The 18,436-nt window shown below is 72.7% G+C and carries 19 protein-coding genes and 2 tRNA genes; 15 read left to right on the top strand and 6 right to left on the bottom strand.

The window, feature by feature from the left end:
* Nucleotides 1-105: 105 nt before the first annotated feature.
* The 3 genes from QSK00_RS28075 to QSK00_RS28065 are packed head-to-tail and all read right to left on the bottom strand — an operon-like array spanning nt 106 to nt 2,780.
* Nucleotides 106-1,152: a glycosyltransferase gene (locus QSK00_RS28075; RefSeq protein ID WP_285596372.1), complete on the bottom strand. Its 1,047-nt coding sequence runs from the start codon at nt 1,150-1,152 to the stop codon at nt 106-108.
* Between the two features lie 51 nt (nt 1,153-1,203).
* Nucleotides 1,204-2,250, bottom strand: a complete 1,047-nt coding sequence (locus QSK00_RS28070) for a glycosyltransferase family 9 protein (protein ID WP_285596370.1) — start codon at nt 2,248-2,250, stop codon at nt 1,204-1,206.
* Nucleotides 2,250-2,780 (bottom strand): D-glycero-alpha-D-manno-heptose-1,7-bisphosphate 7-phosphatase, encoded by a 531-nt coding sequence (locus QSK00_RS28065; RefSeq protein ID WP_502872090.1) that lies wholly within the window; start codon nt 2,778-2,780, stop codon nt 2,250-2,252. The genes QSK00_RS28070 and QSK00_RS28065 overlap by 1 nt, the downstream gene beginning before the upstream one ends.
* A gap of 188 nt (nt 2,781-2,968) precedes the next feature.
* On the opposite strand from QSK00_RS28065, the gene QSK00_RS28060 reads away from it, so the two are divergent.
* The 4 genes from QSK00_RS28060 to QSK00_RS28045 are packed head-to-tail and all read left to right on the top strand — an operon-like array spanning nt 2,969 to nt 6,136.
* Nucleotides 2,969-3,409 (top strand): ATP-binding protein, encoded by a 441-nt coding sequence (locus tag QSK00_RS28060; RefSeq protein ID WP_285596368.1) that lies wholly within the window; start codon nt 2,969-2,971, stop codon nt 3,407-3,409.
* Nucleotides 3,406-4,233, top strand: coding sequence for a SigB/SigF/SigG family RNA polymerase sigma factor (locus QSK00_RS28055; protein WP_502872089.1), 828 nt, complete (start codon nt 3,406-3,408; stop codon nt 4,231-4,233). The genes QSK00_RS28060 and QSK00_RS28055 overlap by 4 nt, the downstream gene beginning before the upstream one ends.
* Nucleotides 4,234-4,235: 2 nt before the next feature.
* Nucleotides 4,236-5,264, top strand: coding sequence for a glycosyltransferase family 9 protein (locus QSK00_RS28050; RefSeq protein ID WP_285596366.1), 1,029 nt, complete (start codon nt 4,236-4,238; stop codon nt 5,262-5,264).
* On the top strand, nt 5,261-6,136 hold the full coding sequence (locus QSK00_RS28045; protein ID WP_285596363.1) for a DUF1206 domain-containing protein: 876 nt from the start codon (nt 5,261-5,263) through the stop codon (nt 6,134-6,136). The genes QSK00_RS28050 and QSK00_RS28045 overlap by 4 nt, the downstream gene beginning before the upstream one ends.
* A gap of 79 nt (nt 6,137-6,215) precedes the next feature.
* On the opposite strand, the gene ligD is transcribed toward QSK00_RS28045, so the two are convergent.
* A complete protein-coding gene (gene ligD / locus QSK00_RS28040; RefSeq protein WP_285596361.1) occupies nt 6,216-7,214 on the bottom strand; it encodes a non-homologous end-joining DNA ligase in 999 nt (332 codons plus the stop codon).
* Between the two features lie 231 nt (nt 7,215-7,445).
* Between ligD and QSK00_RS28035 the strand changes: the two genes are divergently transcribed.
* The 7 genes from QSK00_RS28035 to QSK00_RS28005 all read left to right on the top strand — a co-directional run bounded on the left by QSK00_RS28035 (nt 7,446) and on the right by QSK00_RS28005 (nt 13,685).
* Nucleotides 7,446-7,640 carry a hypothetical protein gene (locus QSK00_RS28035; RefSeq protein ID WP_285596360.1) on the top strand — a complete coding sequence of 65 codons (195 nt, stop codon included), beginning with the start codon at nt 7,446-7,448 and terminating at the stop codon, nt 7,638-7,640.
* A gap of 126 nt (nt 7,641-7,766) precedes the next feature.
* Complete coding sequence (locus QSK00_RS28030; protein WP_285596358.1) at nt 7,767-9,782, top strand: SDR family oxidoreductase; 2,016 nt, start codon at nt 7,767-7,769, stop codon at nt 9,780-9,782.
* Nucleotides 9,779-11,404, top strand: a complete 1,626-nt coding sequence (locus QSK00_RS28025; RefSeq protein WP_285596356.1) for an AMP-binding protein — start codon at nt 9,779-9,781, stop codon at nt 11,402-11,404. Before QSK00_RS28030 ends, QSK00_RS28025 begins: the two co-directional genes overlap by 4 nt.
* A 68-nt stretch (nt 11,405-11,472) precedes the next feature.
* On the top strand, nt 11,473-12,564 hold the full coding sequence (locus QSK00_RS28020) for an acyl-CoA dehydrogenase family protein (RefSeq protein ID WP_285596354.1): 1,092 nt from the start codon (nt 11,473-11,475) through the stop codon (nt 12,562-12,564).
* 101 nt (nt 12,565-12,665) lie between these two features.
* Nucleotides 12,666-13,274: an oligoribonuclease gene (gene orn, locus QSK00_RS28015; RefSeq protein ID WP_285596352.1), complete on the top strand. Its 609-nt coding sequence runs from the start codon at nt 12,666-12,668 to the stop codon at nt 13,272-13,274.
* Nucleotides 13,275-13,475: 201 nt separating this feature from the next.
* Nucleotides 13,476-13,548 (top strand) — tRNA-His (locus QSK00_RS28010).
* Between the two features lie 61 nt (nt 13,549-13,609).
* Nucleotides 13,610-13,685, top strand: a tRNA-Lys gene (locus QSK00_RS28005).
* 265 nt (nt 13,686-13,950) lie between these two features.
* Here QSK00_RS28005 and QSK00_RS30465 read toward each other — a convergent pair.
* Nucleotides 13,951-14,121 carry a hypothetical protein gene (locus QSK00_RS30465; RefSeq protein ID WP_352231175.1) on the bottom strand — a complete coding sequence of 57 codons (171 nt, stop codon included), beginning with the start codon at nt 14,119-14,121 and terminating at the stop codon, nt 13,951-13,953.
* Between the two features lie 739 nt (nt 14,122-14,860).
* Between QSK00_RS30465 and QSK00_RS27995 the strand changes: the two genes are divergently transcribed.
* From QSK00_RS27995 to QSK00_RS27980, 4 genes are all read left to right on the top strand, one after another.
* On the top strand, nt 14,861-15,808 hold the full coding sequence (locus QSK00_RS27995) for a ferritin-like domain-containing protein (protein WP_285596455.1): 948 nt from the start codon (nt 14,861-14,863) through the stop codon (nt 15,806-15,808).
* 96 nt (nt 15,809-15,904) lie between these two features.
* A complete protein-coding gene (gene tatA, locus QSK00_RS27990) occupies nt 15,905-16,165 on the top strand; it encodes a Sec-independent protein translocase subunit TatA (RefSeq protein ID WP_285596349.1) in 261 nt (86 codons plus the stop codon).
* Between the two features lie 94 nt (nt 16,166-16,259).
* On the top strand, nt 16,260-17,078 hold the full coding sequence (tatC, locus tag QSK00_RS27985) for a twin-arginine translocase subunit TatC (protein WP_285596347.1): 819 nt from the start codon (nt 16,260-16,262) through the stop codon (nt 17,076-17,078).
* 25 nt (nt 17,079-17,103) lie between these two features.
* A complete protein-coding gene (locus QSK00_RS27980) occupies nt 17,104-17,448 on the top strand; it encodes a twin-arginine translocase TatA/TatE family subunit (protein ID WP_285596345.1) in 345 nt (114 codons plus the stop codon).
* A 98-nt stretch (nt 17,449-17,546) separates the two neighbouring features.
* Here QSK00_RS27980 and QSK00_RS27975 read toward each other — a convergent pair whose 3' ends face one another.
* The gene (locus tag QSK00_RS27975; protein ID WP_285596343.1) at nt 17,547-18,428 is read right to left on the bottom strand and encodes a cytochrome c biogenesis CcdA family protein; all 882 of its coding nucleotides are present in this window, start codon (nt 18,426-18,428) and stop codon (nt 17,547-17,549) included.
* Nucleotides 18,429-18,436: the final 8 nt, after the last annotated feature.

The raw sequence follows: 18,436 nt of genomic DNA, 5'->3' as shown, positions 1-18,436 counted from the left end.
CGCACGACGATCGAGGGGGTTCCGGACGGCGACCGTGGGCTCAGGTCGGCGTCCGTGTGACGGTCGTGCGGGTCGGGGCCGGGCCGGCACTGGCCCGACCGGGCGTTACAGCGGGAGCGCGGCGTCGAATCCGCTGCGGGCTGACGTGCAGGACCGGTCGGCGACGGTCTCGGCGAGCACGTCGTCCCAGTCGTCGAGGAACCGGCTCACGGCGAACCGGCGGGTGGCGATCTCGCGGGCCCGGGTGCCGTGGGCCCGGGCGAGATCGGGGTCGGCGCGGTAGGTGCGCAGGGCGTCGTGCAGGACGGAGAGGTCGGTCGCCACGACACCGGCGTCGGACGGGACGGACACGGCGGCCTCGGCGGTGGCCAGTCCGACGACGGGCAGCCCCAGCATCATCGATTCGATGAGCGCGAGGCCGAGGGAGGTCCAGCGGATCGGGTGCAGGTAGACCCGGCGGCTCGCCAGCTCGGCGTGCATCCGATGCTGCGGGAGGTCGCCCACCACCCGCACGTCCGGGTGGTCGACGGCCTCGGGCAGCCGCTCGGTACCGATGCCGAACACGTCGAGGCCGATGGTGTCGGCGAACCCGGCGAGCAGGTCGGTGCCGGTGACGCGGTTGCGGCGCACCGGCTCGTTCACGACGACGGCGGCGCGGTCGAGCTCGCCGGTGTACCGGTGGCCCGGGTCGAGCACGCCGTGCTCGACGACCCGGACCGGGGCGCGGCCGCAGTCCCACATGAGGGCGTTGAAGTGCGTCACGTGCACGACCGGGATGTCGTCACGCTCCGCAACCGGATGCCGGGTGGCCGGGGCGTCGCCGCGCGGGGTGTTGTGCTCGAGCCACACCGCCGGGAGATCGACGCCGGGCCGGCGTCCGGTCCAGCGCTCCACCAGGTCGATCTCCTCGGGGCGCTGCAGCACCACGGCGTCGATCTCGTCCGCGCGGGCGGCGAGATCGGCCGGTGAGCACTCCTCGGCAGCATCGGGCCAGGTCCAGGCGGCCGGACGGCCTCCGCCCCAGGGGCCGCGTTCGGGCAGGGTCGGCAGCAGGTAGCGGTGCCGTCCCTGGACGAAGGCGGTGGACCACGAGCCGTGCACGTGCCAGTGCAGCACCGTCAGGGACGGCAACGTGGCGGGGCGGGAGGTCACCGGCGAGGAATCCCTTCGGCTTCGACGTGGTAAACGCGTGCCGGGAAACTACTACTCCGCGTGACCATCGGCAGGGCAACTACCCCTGACCAGCGACGACACCGCCCGCACCACCTCATCGGGCCCGACCGAACCGAGGCAGGGATGGCCCGGGACCGGGCAGATCCGGGCCCGCGTGCCGCGACACGGGGCGTCCTGGTCGCCCAGCAGCACGTGGGGGACGCCGTAGGGCGCCCAGCGCCACGCCGGCACCACGGGGGCGAACAGCGACACCACCGGCGTGCCCACGGCGGCCGCGAGATGGGCGGGCCCGGTGTTGCCGACCACGACGGCCGCCGCGTCCCGCAGCACGGCCGCGAGCTCGGTGAAGCTCGTCGCCCCGCCGAGGTCGGTCCCGTCGGTGCCCGCGACCGCGGCGGTGAGCGCGATCTCGGCCGGCGAGCCGGTGACCACGACGCGCCACCCGGCCGCCGCGAGGGCCGTGACCGCCGCCGCGCACCGGTGGGCGGGCCACGCGCGCGCGGGCACGGACGCGCCCGGGTGCAGCACGACGTAACGGCCGGTCACCGGGGACGCGCCCGGCTCGCGGACCCGCAACCGCCGGTCGTCGGGCGGGGGGAACCCGGCGCGGGCGGCGACGGCGAGCGCGCGTTCGGGTTCCGGGAGGTCGTCGTCGAGGTCGGTCGTCGGGTCGAGGGCCGGGTCGCCCGGGCGCAGGCGGACGTCGAGCAGGTCGCCGGGGAAGTCGACGGACGCGGCCGTGATCCGCGTGACGCCGGCCATCCGCAGCACGAGCGCGGTCGGCAACGGGGACTGGTGGAAGGAGGTGAAGACGACCGCCTCGTCGGCGCCGAGGGCGGCGAGGCGCTCCACCGTCGTGGCGATCTCCCGGGCCGTCACGGGCGGGGCGTCAGCGTCCACCCAGCTGCAGTGCCACACCACGACCTCGTCGACCCCGGGCAGCATGGCGGCCGCCTGGCGCCCCTTGGGCCCGACGACGGCGACGACGGAGTCCGCGCGCGCCGCGATCGCCCGGACGGCGGGCCCGGTCAGCAGGACGTCCCCGTCGGAGTCCAGACGGACCGCCAGCACCCGCATCAGGGGCACCCGAGCAGGTCGAGGGCGTGCAGCAGGTCGCGGGCCACGAGCGGGGCCGCGTCGATCTCCTCCCGCCGGGTGACGGGCGTCGGGACGAGCACCGAGCGCGCCCCGGCCGCGGCCGCCGCCCCGACGTCGGCGCCGATGTCCCCGACGACCGCGCACTCCCCGGGCGCCACCCCGAGCCGACGGGCAGCGTCGAGGACCAGCCCGGGGGCGGGCTTGCGGCAGGCGCATCCGTCGTCGGGACCGTGCGGGCACCAGGCCCAGACGCCGATCGGGCCGAGCAGCTCCTCGACCCGGGCGTTGACCGCGTCGACCTGCGCGGTGGTGAGCACGCCGCGGGCGATCCCGGACTGGTTGCTCACCACCCCCGTGCCGAGCCCGGCGGCGCGCAGCCGGTCGAGGGCGGCGCGGGCGGTGTCGACGGGGGCGACGAGGTCGGGGTCGCCGTTGTAGGGCACGTCGTGCACGAGGGTGCCGTCGCGGTCGAACAGGACGGCCCTCGGGGCGGTCACGGGCTCGCGCACGGCGGGGAGCAGACCACGCCCGACCGGACCGTGCACGGTGTCGCCCGGTTTGTGGGAGGAGGCCTCGGGTACACGACCCGCGACCGGGATGGCGGGGGGTGCGGCCCGCGCCGCGGGGCCCACGCGGTCCCGCCGGGCCCCCGCGGAGCACCGGGGACCGACGTGGTGGTCAGGACGAGGAGGTGCTCGTGGCACGGCCCGATGCGATTCCGCCCGATCTCGAGGAGCCTCCCGAGGACGTCGAGGTCCGGGTCCCGGCGACGCCGCGGGCGGTCGTGACGATGCGCACGGTGGCGGCCGATCTGGCTGCGCGCGCCGAGTTCACGCTCGATGCTGTGGCGGACCTCCGGATGGCCGTCGACGAGGCCTGCTCGAGCCTGGTCTCCCTGGCCCGGCCCGACACGAAGTTGACCTGCACGTTCATCCTCGACGAGGAGCGCATGACGGTGACCGCCACGGTCTCGACGTTCGGCCCGGAGCGGCTGCCGACGGACTCCTTCGGATGGCGCGTCCTCACGACGCTGGCCGACGATGTCCGCATGCTCTCGGCGACCGGTGACCGGAACGGCGACCCCTTCCGGCTCACCCTGCGGCTCTCGGTCCGGCGCCTCGGGACCGTGCTTTCGTGACGGCGAGCGACACCGGGACCGCGCCGGCCGCCCAGCCCGAACGGCGGGAGCGCAAGGGCTCCCGCGGCGAGTACGACCACCTGATGCCCAAGCTGGCCGAGCACGCCTCGCTGCCGCCCGGGTCGCCGCAACGGCTGCGGCTGCGCGACGAGCTGGTGCGTGGTCATCTGCCGGTCGCCCAGCACATCGCCCGACGGTTCTCGCGTCGCGGCGAGCCCGAGGAGGACCTCGAGCAGGTCGCCACGCTCGGGCTCATCAACGCCGTCGACCGGTACGACCCGGAGCGCGGCACCGACTTCCTGTCCTACGCGGTGCCGACGATCACCGGCGAGGTCCGCCGGCACTTCCGCGACCAGGCCTGGTCGATGCGCGTCCCGCGCCGGCTCAAGGACCTCAACGTCACGTTGTCCTCGGCGATGGGCCAGATGTCCCAGACGCTGGGTCGCGCGCCGACGGCCGCGGAGCTCGCCGAGCACCTCAGCCTGCCGAAGGAGGACGTCCTCGAGGCGCTCGAGGCGTCCAACGCGTACCGCTCGGGCTCGCTGGACGAGATGCTCGTCGACGACCCCGACTCGGGCACCGTCTCCGACCTGCTCGGCGAGGCCGACGCGGCCCTGGAGAAGGTCGAGTACCAGCAGTCGCTCGCACCGCTGCTCGCCGCGCTCCCCCAGCGCGAGCGCACGATCATCATGCTGCGGTTCTTCAAGAACATGACGCAGTCGCAGATCGCGGCCGAGGTCGGCATCTCGCAGATGCACGTGTCCCGGCTGCTCGCCCGCACGCTCATGCAGCTGCGCGACGGTCTCGGGGAGAACGCCCGCTGACGGTGCACGTCCTGCGGGACCTCGGGCTCGGCGACCTGCTCGTCGCCGTGCCCGCCCTGCGGCTGCTGCGCCGCGCCCTGCCCGGACGGCGGTTCGTGCTGCACGGGCCGGCGTGGGTGCGGGACGTGCCGGGGTTCCCGGTGCTTCCCGACGGTGCCGACGATCCCGGCCGCGGGTCGGCGCCGGACGTCAGCGGTGGCCCACGGCCAACACCGGACGTCAGCGGTGGCCCACGGCTGACGCCGGACGTCGGCGGCGCGCCACTCACGCTCGTGAACCTGCACGGGCAGGGCCCGCAGAGCCACGCCCGGCTGGACGCCCTCGCCGGGGACCGACCGGCCGTCCGGATCGGTCACGCCGCGCCCGGCTGGGACGGGCCGCCCTGGACCGACGACCCGACCCGTCCCGAGCGCCGCCGCTGGTGCGACCTGCTCGCCGCGTGCGGACTGGTCACCCCCGACCAGGCGGCCGCCGCCGCGGACGACCTCCGCCTGCCCGAACCGCCCCCACCTGCCGTCGGGAACGGAGCCGTCGTGATCCACCCCGGTGCGGCCTTCGGCGCGAAGCGGTGGCCGGTGGAGCGGTTCGCCGCGGTGGCGCGGGCGGTGGCCGACGCCGGGCACGACGTCGTCGTGACCGGCGGCCCCGGGGAACGGGACCTGACCGGTGCCGTCCCGGGCCGGGACCTCGCGGGGCGGACGTCGATCGGCGAGCTGTGCCGGCTGGCGGCGCACGCCCGCCTCGTGATCGCCGGGGACACGGGCATCGCGCACGTGGCGACCGCCTACGGCACGCCCTCGGTGACCCTCTTCGGACCGGTCGGACCCGAGCAGTGGGGCCCGCCTCCGGGCGACCGGCGGCACGTGACCCTCACCGATCCGACCGTCCGCCGGGGCGAGCGCTTCGCCGACGACCCCGACCCGGCCCTGCTCGCCGTCGGGGTGGACGACGCCCTTCGGGTGGTCATGCCACAGCTCACAGCGATGTCACAGGGACAGCCCGGAGATCCAGGGGTACCACTGACGTCATGAGCATCGTGCCCTCCTCCTGCGTGGGCGACGGGACCGTGCTCGATCGATCGGGCTCCGAGGACGCGCGCGACGCGCCCGCCTGGATCGAGGCGATCGGCCGCGTCGGCCTCGTCGCCTACGGCCTGGTCCACCTCGGGATCGCCGTGCTCGCCATCCGCATCGCCGCCCTCGGGCCGCGGTCGGCGCACGGCGAGGACGGCGGCCACGCCGACCCGCGCGGCGCGGTGGCGCTGGTCGCCGCCGGCGGCGGGTTCTTCGGCCGCTGGCTGCTCGCGGCCGCCGCGGTCGCCCTGGTCGCGTTCGCGTTCTGGCAGCTCCGCGCGGCCGCCGTCGGCTTCTGCTGGGCGAGCCCCGAGGAGCGGTGGCGGAAACGGCTCGGCGCCGCGGCCAAGGCGCTCGGCGTGCTGTCCGTCGCCTACCTCGCGGCCGAGTTCGCGACCCGCCTGCAGGGCCGCCGCAACGCCTTCCAGGAGACCGTCCGGGAGGTGTTCACCTACCCGGGCGGCCGGTGGGCGGTGGGCATCGCCGGGCTCATCGCGGTCGGGATGTTCTTCTCCATGACCTACACCGGGGTCCGTGCCACGTTCATGGGCGACTTCGTCGCGGCGAAGCTCCACGGCTACCGGTGGCGGCTGACGATGATCACCGGCTCGGTCGGGAACCTGACGCGCGCCGTCACCTTCGGCGTCGTCGGCATCCTGACGACGGGTGCCGCGATCAACGACGACCCCGACGCCATCGGCGGCGTCGACGTGGCCCTGCGCACGATGGCCGCCCACACCCTCGGCGCGGCCGTCTTCGTGATCGCGGGGCTGGGCTTCGCCGCCTACTTCGTCTACTGCGTGATGGACGCGTACGCGCGCCACCCCTAGAGGTGGGCTCCGCCCAGGTGAGCACTATTCCGTGCTCCGGCACGGAATAGTGCTCACCTGCGCGCAGCGCACCTCGCCTCTACGTCTCCCGCACCACCTCGCGCGCGTCCTTGTCGTCGCGCAGCCCCTGGTAGCGGGGGTGACGCAGGCGGCCGTCGGAGGTCCACTCGCCGAACCCGACCTGGCACACCAGCTCCGGGCGCACCCAGTGCCGACCGCGCTCGCGGGGCGCGTCGGAGAAGGGGTCGACGTCGGAGGCCAGCGGGTCGAGCCGGGCGCGCAGCAGCTTCAACGTCGCGTCGTCGAACCCGGTCCCGACCTTCCCGGCGTACCGCAGCACCCCGTCGCGGTGATACCCGACGAGCAGGGCGCCGAGGACGCTGCGCGAACCCGCCGGGTCGGTCCACCCGCCGATGACGAACTCCTGGTCGCGGACGCACTTGAGCTTGCGCCAGTCGTGGCTGCGCCCGGTGGTGTACGGGGCGTCGAGGCGCTTCGCGATGAGCCCCTCCCACCCGTCCGCGCAGGCGGCGTCGCGGAGCTCGAGGGGGTCACCGTCGAGCTGTTCCGAGACCGTGACCACCGGTGGGTCCGGCCGCACCACCGTCTCCAGCAGCGCGCGTCGGGTCGCGAGCGGGAGGCGGGTCACGTCGAGGTCGTCGAGCACGAGCAGGTCGAACAGGTGGCACTCGACCGCCACCCCCGTCGCCCGGGCCCGCCGCGGGTCCGACAGGTGCATCCGCGCCTGCAGCGACCCGAACCGCCCGTCCGCCGCGACGATCTCCCCGTCCAGCACGAACCGGTCCGGGCCCGCCGCGTCGAGCGCGTCCACCACCTCCGGGTAGCTCGCGTCGGCCGACTTCCGGTTCCGGCTCCACAGCCGCGGCCGTTCCCCGCGCTCCCGCGTGGCGATCACCCGCACCCCGTCGAGCTTCCGCTCGAACGACCAGCCCTCCCGGGGCGGCGGCGGGTCGGTCGGCTTCGACAGCGACGCGAGCATCGGCGTGCGGAACCCGGCGTCGGGCGCCCGGCGCAGGGCCCGGACCTGCTCGGGCGGGAGGTTGGCGAGGTCGACCACGGTGCCTGCCTACCCCGTCCGGCGGTTCCGCTGCGAGCCCCGACGGGTGCTTTCGCCGACGACGGGTGAGGCCGGCTCCGAGAGGTAGCGGCTCCGAGGCCTGACCGTCCGGATTCGCTACGTCTCCACAGGGCCGAGGACGGGCGGCGGCGGGGGACCCGGCTCGGCCACCGACAGCAACCCGATCACCCGACCTGCGCCACCCGTCGTCGGGAACCACAATCCGCACCCATGACCGACCCCTCGCAGCGCGCCGCGGACCTCGAGCAGCAGTACGTGAACGAGTACGAGGGCACCGAGGAGGAGCTCACCGGACTCGACCCGGAGCGCAGCAGCGACGACCAGACCACGGAGCGGGTCGAGGCGGTCGCGAAGGACGCGGACGCCGAGGACCACGTCGAGAAGATGGCCGACGGGGACCGCTGAGGGCCGGACGGATCGTGCACGGGGTTGCTCCGGACCGGCCGGCGAGCCGCTCGACGGTGTCCCGCGGGCGACGACCGGTTCACTCCCTGTAGCGCGCGAGAGTGTCTCGTGCCACGATCCTCCGCCATGCGCTATCTCGTTACCGGCGGTACCGGGTTCCTCGGGCGCGCCGTGCTCGCCCGTCTGCTGGAGCGCGAGGACTGCGAGGCGGTGTACGCACTGGTCCGGTCGGGCTCGGTGCAGAAGCTCAAGCGCCGGACCCGGGACCTCGACGGCGCCGACCGACTCGTCCCCGTCACCGGTGACCTGACCAAGGAGCGGCTCGGGCTCGACGACGACGCCGTGAACGACCTCGCCGGCCAGGTCGACGAGGTGCTGCACCTCGGCGCGATCTACGACGTCACCGCGGACGAGCAGGCCAACCGCTCCGCGAACGTCGACGGCACGCGCAACGTCGTGGCGCTCGCCGCCGAGATCGGCGCGCGGTGCTTCCACCACGTCTCGAGCGTCGCGGTCGCCGGGGAGCACGAGGGCGTGTTCACCGAGGACGACTTCGACCTCGGCCAGGAGTTCGGCAACCCGTACCACGCGACGAAGTTCGCGGCGGAGAAGATCGTCCGCGAGGAGTCGACGATCCCGTGGCGGGTGTACCGGCCCGCGATCGTGGTCGGCGACTCGCGCACCGGCGAGATGGACAAGATCGACGGCCCGTACTACCTCATGGGCGCGATCAGCGCCCTCGGCCGGCTGCCCGGGTTCCTGCGGGTGCCCGCCCCCGAGCTGGGTGCCACGAACATCGTGCCGGTCGACTACGTCGCCGACGCCATGGTCCGGCTCGTGCACACGACCGGCCTCGACGGTCGCGCGTTCCACCTCGTCAACCCGCGGCCCCAGCCGCTCTCCGAGATCTACAACGGGCTCGCCGGGCCGCTGGGCGCACCGAAGCTCGTCCCGGTGCTCCCACCCGCCGTCGGGAAGGCGCTGACGCGGGCCGCGGGCGCGGCGGCCGAGACGGGGGCGGGCGGATCGACCCGCGACATCGCACTCGCGGAGTTCGACGTGCCGCCGGAGGTGCTGCCGCACCTGACGTTCCCGTGCGTCTACGCCGCCGAGGAGACCGTCCAGGCCCTCGACGGCTTCACGCCCCCGGAGTTCGCCGACTATGCCCCGGCGCTGGTGCGCTACTGGCGCGAGCACCTCGACCCGAACCGGGCGCGCCGTCCGCGACCCGGGCCGCCGCTGCTCGGACGGCGGGTCGTCATCACCGGCGCGTCGAGCGGGATCGGCCGGGAGACCGCCATCCGCGTCGCGCGCAACGGCGGCGTGCCGCTGCTCGTCGCCCGACGGCAGGAGGAGCTCGACGAGGTCCGCCTCGAGATCGAGCGCGAGGGCGGCCAGGCCCACACCTACACCTGCGACATCACCGACGCCGAGTCCGTCGACGCCACGGTGAAGTCGATGCTCGCCGACCACGCGGGCCCGGACACCGGCATCGACATGCTGGTGAACAACGCCGGCCGCTCGATCCGCCGGTCGGTGAAGCTCGAGCTCGACCGGTTCCACGACTTCGAGCGCACGATGGCGATCAACTACTTCGGCGCGATCCGCCTGACGATGGCCCTGCTGCCGCACATGATCGAGCGGCGCTTCGGCCACATCGTCGACATCTCGTCGATCGGCGTCCAGACCGGGCCGCCCCGGTTCTCGGCCTACGTGGCGTCCAAGGCGGCGTTGGACGCCTGGGCCCGGATCGTCGCCACCGAGGTGATCGGGGACGGCGTCACGTTCACGACCGTCCACATGCCGCTGGTGCGCACCGACATGATCGCGCCCACGAAGATCTACGACGCGTTCCCGACCCTGAGCCCGGGCGAGGCGGCCGACATGGTCGTCCGCGCCCTGATCGACCGCCCCAAGCACGTCGGCACCGCGCTCGGCACGCTCGGCGCGGTCTCGGCCGCGCTGACCCCGCGGATCGTGGACGTCGTCATGCACGTCGCCTATCGCGTGTTCCCGGAATCACGGGCGGCCCGCGAGGGTAGTGATGCGTTGACCCCCGGCGAGGACCGTGCCCTGCAGGCCGGTCCCCTCTCGCGCGGGGCCCAGGCCTTTGCCCGACTTCTCCCTGGAGTGCACTGGTGAGGACGCCGTTCGGAACCCCGACCGAGCTCGCGACGGGGGTCCGCCTCCTGATCGGAGCCGGGGTCGTCGCCCCGATCGCGCCCCATCGGGTGGTGAAGTTCCCGGTCGCGCTCTACCGCTACGGCTTCACGCCGACCACCGCCTACACCATCGGCGCGTGGCGGCACCCGAAGCAGGTCGCCCTCATCGACGACCGCGGCACGCTCACCTACGGCGAGCTCCACGAGCGCACCAACCGGCTCGCGCGCGCCCTGGCCGACCGCGGCGTCGGCCCCGGCAGCAAGGTCGCGGTGCTCTGCCGCAACCACCGCGGACCGATCGAGACGATCATCGCGACGTCCAAGATCGGCGCCGACGTCGTCCTCATGAACACCGGCCTGTCGGCCGGCCAGATGAAGGCCGTCGCCGAGGAGCAGGAGCTGACGAGCATCGTCGTCGACTCCGACCTCGCCGACCGGCTCGACGAGGTGCCGGAGAGCATCACCCGCATCGGCGCCTGGCAGGACGAGGGCTCGGGCTGCTGGGGCGACGACACCCTCGAGGGCCTCATCGCGGTCGACGGCTCGAAGGAACTGCCGACGAAGCCGCCGACGGGCAAGACGATCGTGCTGACCTCGGGCACCACGGGGACCCCGAAGGGCGCCGAGCGCCCCTCCCCCAACGGCATCGGCCCGGTCAACGCGATCCTGTCGCGCATCCCGCTGACCGCCCGGGAGCCCGCGCTCGTGTCCGCGCCGCTGTTCCACACGTGGGGCTTCGCGGCGTTCCAGATCGGCTCGCTCATGGGCTCCACGCTGGTGCTGCGCCGCAAGTTCGACCCGGAGGACGCGCTGCGCCAGCTCGCGATCCACCGCTGCACGTCCATGTTCGCCGTGCCCGTGATGCTGCAGCGCATCCTCGAGCTGGGCGACGACGTGATCGCCCGCTACGACACCTCGGCGCTCAAGACCGTGACCGCGACCGGCTCGGCGATGCCGCCGCACAAGGTCACCGAGTTCCTCGACACCTTCGGCGAGAAGCTCTACATGCTCTACGGCTCCACCGAGGTCTCGTGGGCCTCGATCGCGAAGCCCGAGGAGCTGCGCCAGGAGCCCGGGACGGCGGGTCGGCCGCCGGCCGGCACCGACGTCAAGATCCTCGGCGACGACGACCAGGAGCTCCCTGCGGGCGAGACCGGTCGGATCTTCGTCGGGAACGACATGCTCTTCACCGGCTACACCGGCGGTCGCGGCGAGACCGAGGTCGTCGACGGCATGCTCGGCACCGGCGACCTGGGGCACTACGACGACGACGGGCTGCTGTTCATCTCCGGCCGCGCCGACGACATGATCGTCTCCGGCGGCGAGAACATCCACGCCGGCGAGGTCGAGGGCCTGCTGGGCGACATGGACGGCGTCAAGGAGGCCGCCGTCATCGGCGTCGACGACGACGAGTACGGCCAGCGCCTGGCGGCCTACCTGGTGCTCGAGAACGGTGCGTCGATCACCGCCGACGAGGTCCGCGACCACGTCAAGAACCACCTCGCCCGCTTCGCGTCCCCGCGCGACGTCGAGTTCCTCGACGAGCTGCCCCGCAACCAGACCGGCAAGGTCGTCAAGAAGGAACTGGGCCAGTCGTCGTAACCATGTCGTAGCCCTCCCCCTGATACAACGGTTCTCGACTCCCCCTCCCCGCAGGAGAACCTGAGGTCATGAGTGTCCACCCCCCGGACCTGACGATCGGCGCCGATCCGCTCACGCTCGCGCGCGGAGCCGCCGAGATGCTGCTCGAGAACGCCGCGGACAGTGACGACCCGGCGATCGGCGTCCAGCGCTGCCTGTTGCGCTGGCTCGCCGCGCAGGGCCTGTACTCGGTGGCGGCGCCGACCGAGCACGGGGGGATGGGCCGCGACGAGCGCACGCTAGCCGAGGTCGAGGAGATCCTCGCGGGGGCGGACGCCGCGACGTGGTTCGTGCTCACCCAGCACCGCACCTCGCAGAAGCTGGCCCTCGACTCCGGGTACCCGGCGGCCGGGCAGTACCGCGAGGCGCTCTGCCGCGGGGACGAGCTCGGCGGGATCGCGGTGGCCCACCTGCGGCGGCCGGGACCGCCCGCGATCACCGCGGTTCCCGACGGCCGGTCCGGGTGGCGGTTCAGCGGCCGGGCCGAGTGGTGCACCGGGTGGGGGCTGGTCGACCTCGTGCTGATCGCCGCGGTCACCGAAGCCGACGAGGTGGTCTTCGCACTCCTGCCCGCGCACGAGCGGCAGGGGCTGACGGCGTCCGAGCCGTACTCACTGGCCGTGATGGGCGGGACCCACACGGTGGGGCTGCGGCTCGACGACATGCCGGTGGCCGCCGACGAGGTGGCGGGGATCGTGCCGGTCCAGGAGTGGCGCCGGCGCGACGCCGGCACCGTGGTCGACACCAAGCCCGCGACCCTCGGGCTGCTCCGGCGGGTCATCGACGAGACGCTGCGCACCGGGCACGACCGGGACCGCCCGGCCGCCGTCGACGAGGCGCAGGCCCTGGCGTCGCGGGCGTGGCCGCTGCGGGAGCGGGCCTACGAGCTGCGCTTCTCCCCCGACAGGGACCGCCACGTGTCCGAGCGCCTCGAACTGCGGGGCCGGATCGCGGAGCTCACCGTCCGCGCGGCCGCGGGCCTCGTGGCCGCCCGGGGCGGGTCGGCGATGTACTCGTCGTCGCACGAGCAGCGGTGGTCGCGCGAGGCGATGTTCCACCTCGTGCAGGCGCAGAACGACGACGTCCGCGCGGCGCAGTTGGCGGCGTTCTCCGGTTCCTGAGTGGCAGGAAAGCGTCGTTGCTGTCATCCAGCGGCAGGAACGCCACATCGTCGATCCCGGTCCGCGCGCCGTGATCCACCGAGATCAGTAGGGTCGTCGGCGTGAACGGACGGCTGGTGTGGATCGATTGCGAGATGACCGGGCTCGATCTCGGCAAGGACAAGCTGATCGAGATCGCGGCGCTCGTGACCGACCAGGAGCTCGTCCCCCTCGGTGACGGTGTCGACGTCGTCATCCACGCCTCGGACGACGACCTCGACGGCATGCCCCCGGTCGTCGTCGAGATGCATGCGCGCTCGGGGCTGACCGAGGAGGTCCGGGCGTCGTCGGTGACGCTCGAGGAGGCCGAGAAGCTGGTCCTCGACTACATCCGCGAGCACGTCCCCGACGCCCGGTCCGCGCCGCTGTGCGGCAACTCGATCGCCACCGACCGGGGCTTCATCGCCCGCGACATGCCGGAGCTGGACTCCTACCTGCACTACCGCATGATCGACGTCAGCTCGATCAAGGAGCTGTGCCGACGCTGGTACCCGCGGATCTACTACGCGCAGCCGGAGAAGGGCCTCGCCCACCGCGCGCTGGCCGACGCCCGGGAGTCGATCCGCGAGCTCGAGTACTACCGCCGCACGGCGTTCGTGCCCCTCCCGGGCCCGACCACCGACGAGGCCCGCGCGGCCGCGGCCGACGTGGTCGACGCCGACCGTTCCTGACGACGGGTCCGCCCTCGGCTCCCGACCTCAGGGGCGCGCCACGTCGGCTGCCGGCCGTCGACGGAGATCGTCAGGATGTAGCGGGGCCGAGGCCCTGGCGTACGGATCCGCTACATCCTGACGATCATGCCCCGGTGGCAACCGGCTCGACGGCGGCTAGTAGTCTCACCTACGTCGCCGGGACGCCGGGGACAGCCAATGGTGGGTGTAGCTCAGTTGGCAGAGCACTGGGTTGTGATCCCAGGTGTCGCGGGTTCAAGTCCCGTCACTCACCCGGACGACAGTGGTACCCCGCTGTCGGACCGGAAGATCAGCACTGTTAGTCTTCTGGTCACGCGCCGTTAGCTCAATGGGCAGAGCAAGTGACTCTTAATCACTGGGTTCGGGGTTCGAGTCCCTGACGGCGCACCATCTTTGCTGGTCAGCGGTTTACGTCATCGTTCGCGACGTGATCACTGGTCGCTTGAGGGAGCGGAAACTCCTCAAGAGGTTCGCCGCCGAAGATCATCGTCGGTTGAGTGGCTGACTCCTATCGGGGTCTCGATCGCTGGACGTCTTCGCTCACTCCCAGTCAGCCGACCCGGTGGGTCTCGATCAGAGCGATGCTTCCTGGTCGCCGCCGACGCCTCGAACCGACAGCCGACCGCTCGCTCTTGGTGACGGTCACCGTCGCCCACTACAGGCTCGCAGCGACGGTCTCGGCGGTCGTCGCCTCGGGACGAGTCAAGGTCTCCCCCGAGCGCCCGCCCTCGGTCGGCGCCCACGACCGGGCGTTGATCGCCCCCGGGACCACCACGCGAGCACCCGTGGCCAGGGACTCGGCGACGTGCTCGCCCCGCTCTTCCAAGGCGCTGAGAGGTGGAAGCTGGGCTCGCCGTCGACCCACTCGCCCTCGATGAGCTAGCGAGAGTCGGCCGCGACGGTGGAGCGGGTGGCGGCGCGGCCGCTCGGGGTCAGCGGTGAGGTTGCCGGTGAGGTGGATCGGGGGACGTCTGAACCGGACGCCTGAAGCGGGCATACAATGATCTTGGTCGGGGCCGGTGACCGTGTCCATCGATGACGGCGGTCGTTGGTCTGCTCGTGGCCCCGTCATCCGTCGGCCGATCGCGCGTTCGCGGCGGTCGCCATCGCGCCCCACGGGCGGCGGCCTTGGCGCGGCTGCCACTGTGGTTGGGGCTGCTCGTGTCGATGGCAGCGGGAGCAGCATTGGCCGTGCCGCTCATCGGCGCGCCGCTGCCGACCTCCGGAATCCTCGTCGCGATCACCGTAGGATGGTCGCTCGTCCGACGCCGCCGGCGCCCGAGGTCCGCGTCGCCAGTGGTGCGTTTCGACGACGCTGACACGGCTCCCTCCGAGGCCCCGATTGCGCGTCTGCGCCGAGAGATCGTGGAATCGACGAACCGGCACGCGGCCTGAAACGAAAGGCACCGCTCGGCAGTTGGGCGCAACCGTTCGTCCTGACGAGCGAAATCGACGCGTTTCTCCAAGGCACCTGCGTCGGTTGTGGCCGCCGACAGCAGTTCCGTGGACGGGGTGGGCCGGGGGAAGTGGCCTTCGTCGTCCTCCCTGGCGAGAGGGACATGCGCGTGTTCGGAAACAAGTTCGTGACGCAGGCGATCAGTCGCAGTGCCGAGAACGGGCTCGACCGTCGGAAATTCTTCGCGGCCGCGGGCGTGGCGGGCCTGGGTGTCGCCGGCGCCGGCGTGCTCGGCGCCAGCGGAGCCTTCGCCAACGATGACCAGGGCAGCGGCGGGGGGCCCAGCGACGCGGCCATCCTCAACTTCGCTCTCAACCTCGAGTACCTCGAGGCCGAGTTCTACTCGCGCGCCTACCTGGGCGAGGGGCTGCCCGACAACCTGACTGGCGGCAAGGGCGACCGCGGTCCGGTCAAGGGTGGCCGCAAGGTCGACTTCAAGACCAAGGCGATCCGGGACTACGCCTGCGAGATCACCTTCGACGAGCGTCACCATGTCGAGTTCCTGCGCACCGCGCTCGGCGGGGCGGCGGTCGCCCGTCCGGCGATCGACATCGACGCGGCGTTCCAGGCCGCCGCGAAGGCGGCGGGGCTCGCCACCGACGCCAAGCCGTTCGACGCCTACGCCAACGAGGAGAACTTCCTGCTCGCGGCGTTCGTGTTCGAGGACGTGGGCGTCACGGCTTACAAGGGTGCCGCTCCTCTGGTGTCGAACAAGACCTACCTCGAGGCCGCCGCCGGCATCCTCGCCGTCGAGGCCTACCACGCCGCGAACATCCGCACCTCGATCGTCGCGAAGGGCATCGACCTCGAGAAGGCCGCCAACAAGATCTCCGACGCCCGCGACAGCCTCGACGGATCCTCGGACCTCGACCAGGGCGTGGTCAACCCCGACGGCAAGGCAAACATCGTGCCGGCGGACAAGAACAGCATCGCGTTCAGCCGCTCCGCCGGTCAGGTCCTCAACGTCGTCTATCTGACGCCGAAGAAGGCCACCTCCGGTGGCTTCTTCCCGAATGGCACCAACGGCGAGATCCGCGAGAGCGCCGCCAACGGCTGAGTCGCCCACCCCCACCGGTGCCCGTGACCCCGTTCCGGGGCCGCGGGCGCCGGGCCCGTCCGGCGAGCGCCGCTCGCCCGTGGAGAGGACATTCGCGTGACCGGAGCACTGAGCCCCACCCACTGGCTGCTGATCCTCCTCGTGGTCCTGCTGCTGTTCGGCGCACAGCGCCTGCCGGCGGCCGCGCGCGGACTCGGCCAGTCCATGCGCATCTTCAAGGCCGAGACCACCGCGCTTGCCGAGGAGCGTGCGCAGGAGAAGCGGGTAGACGAGACACCCGCGGTCGCATCGGGCCCGACGGCCGCATCGGCCCCGGCGCCCACGTCCGGTCGCCCCGCGAACGAGCCGGCGGCCTGACATCGTGACCGACACCGTGGACCGGGACCTCCCTCGAGCCGAGGGGCCCCCGTCCCGGTGGTGGCGGCCGCGCCGGCGTGACCGGTCGAGCACCATGAGCCTCGCGGAGCACGTGTTCGAGCTTCGGCGTCGGCTCGCGGTCGCGTTGCTCGCGATCGCTCTCGGCACGATCGTCGGCTTCTGGTGGTACGACCACGCGGTGGGCGTGCTTCCCAGCCTTGGGGCGCTGCTCACCGGCCCGTACTGCTCGTTGCCCGTCGGCGCCCGGCTCGACCTGGGTCCCGGCGGGCAGGGCTGCCGCCTGCTCGCGATCGGTCCCTTCGACCAGTTCCTGCTGCGACTCAAGGTCGCCGCGACGGCCGGCGCCGTGGTCGCCGCACCGATCTGGCTCACCCAGCTCTGGGGCTTCGTCGTCCCGGGGCTCCGGCCCGTCGAGCGGCGGACCGCCCGCTGGTTCATCGGCACCGGCAGCCTGTTGTTCGTCCTGGGTGCCGTTCTGGCCTATCTGGTGGTGGCCGAGGCTCTGAGCTTCCTCCTCACCGTCGGCTCCGAGGTCCAGGTCACTGCCCTGGGCGGTGACGCGTACTTCTCCCTTGTGCTCTCACTCGTCGTCGTGTTCGGGACGAGCTTCCTCACCCCACTCGTCGTCGTGGCGCTCAACCGGGTGTCGGTGCTCTCCTACGCACGCCTCGCCCGCTGGCGCCGCGGGATCATCGTCGGCCTCTTCGCCTTCGCCGGGATCGCGACGCCGGGCGGCGACCCGGTCTCCATGTCGGCGCTCGCGCTCACGCTCTGCGTGCTCGTCGAGATCGCGATCCAGGTCTGCCGGGTCCACGACCGTCGGCTCGCCCGCTCCGCCGCACGCGCGGCGCTGACCACCCCTGAGCCGGTCCGGGCCTCCGAACTCCCCTGACCGCACACCGTCCGAAGGAGAAGCGATGTTCGGAATGAGTGGCGGCGAGCTGGTCGTCCTCGCGCTCGTCGCCCTGTTCGTGCTCGGGCCCGAGCGCCTACCTGGGGCCATACGAGCCGTCAGCGCCGCGATGACCCAGGCGAAGACCTGGCTGGACAGCGCGAAGGACCAGCTGAACACCCCGGAGCTCCAGCACCTGCGTGAGCCGCTCGAGGAACTGCGCGCACCTCTGGCCGAACTGCGTGCCGCCGACCCGCGCCGCGCCGCCCGCGATCTCCTCGCCGCTCCTCCCGCCCGAACTGCCGCGGCGGCGACGCCTGCGGACAGTTCCGGTGACCCGCAGAACACGAGCGGTGGAGCAGTCGCTTAGGGAAGAACGGGGCAGGTCGGTCAGAGTGTGATCGGGCATGCCTGTGGGAGCGCCCCGGTTCCGTCATGGTCTCCGCCGTGGCCGAGCAGCCTCGACCCTCAGTCGTGCGGCGTCGAGCCGACTGCCGCTCGTCGGCGGCGACCCACCAGTACCCCGATGACGACGAGCACGGCGAGTATCGCTGCAACGGGCCAGAGCCCCAGTCCGTCGATCCATCCCGACACGGTCTCCTGGATGACGACGACGAATCCGACCACCGGGTCGTCGGCACTGCCGCCGCCGAGGAAGAGCCGCAATTCGTACACGCCGTAGTAACCGACGTAGAGCCCCACCGCCACGAGCAGCACCCCCGAGGCCCGGTTCACGTAGGGCAGCACCCGGCGGAACCGGGCGGCCGCACCCGCGCCGGCGAGCGCCACCGCCACTGCCAGGACCCCGACGACCACCGCCATCCCGACGCCGTAGGCGAGGTAGGCAGCCACCCCGCCGAGCAGCGAGCCGGTGCCGAAGCTCGCGCTGGTGACCGCGAGGAAAGGGCCCACGGTGCAGGACAGGGACGCCAACGCGTAGGCGGCGCCGTAGCCGACCATCGAGCCCAGCCCGCCGGTGGGGGCGCCACGGGTGGGTCTGGGCAACATTCCCGTGAGTTCGCGCCCTGCGAGCAGCCAGAGTCCGAGCAGCACCATCACCACCCCGATCACCACGGTGGCGAAAGGGAAGTACTGCTGCAGCGAGGCCGCGAGCGGCGCCACCACCAGGCCGAACACACCGAACACGAGCAAGAACCCGAGCGCCATGAGCACCGTCGCGGCCAACGCCCGACCCACCACCGTGCCACGAGGGCGTTCGTTCGGTCGGGTGCTGCGGTCCTCGCCGACGAGCACCAACGCGAGGTAGCCGGGCAGCATCGCGAAACCGCAGGGATTGAGCGCAGCGACCAGCCCGGCCGCCGCGGCGAACCCGAGCAGGGAGGGATCCACCGGTTGAG

Source organism: Actinomycetospora sp. NBRC 106378, assembly GCF_030269685.1.
In the GTDB taxonomy this organism is placed as follows: domain Bacteria; phylum Actinomycetota; class Actinomycetes; order Mycobacteriales; family Pseudonocardiaceae; genus Actinomycetospora.
Note: the sequence above shows the minus strand (reverse complement) of the source record. Positions and strands in the feature narration are given on the sequence as shown.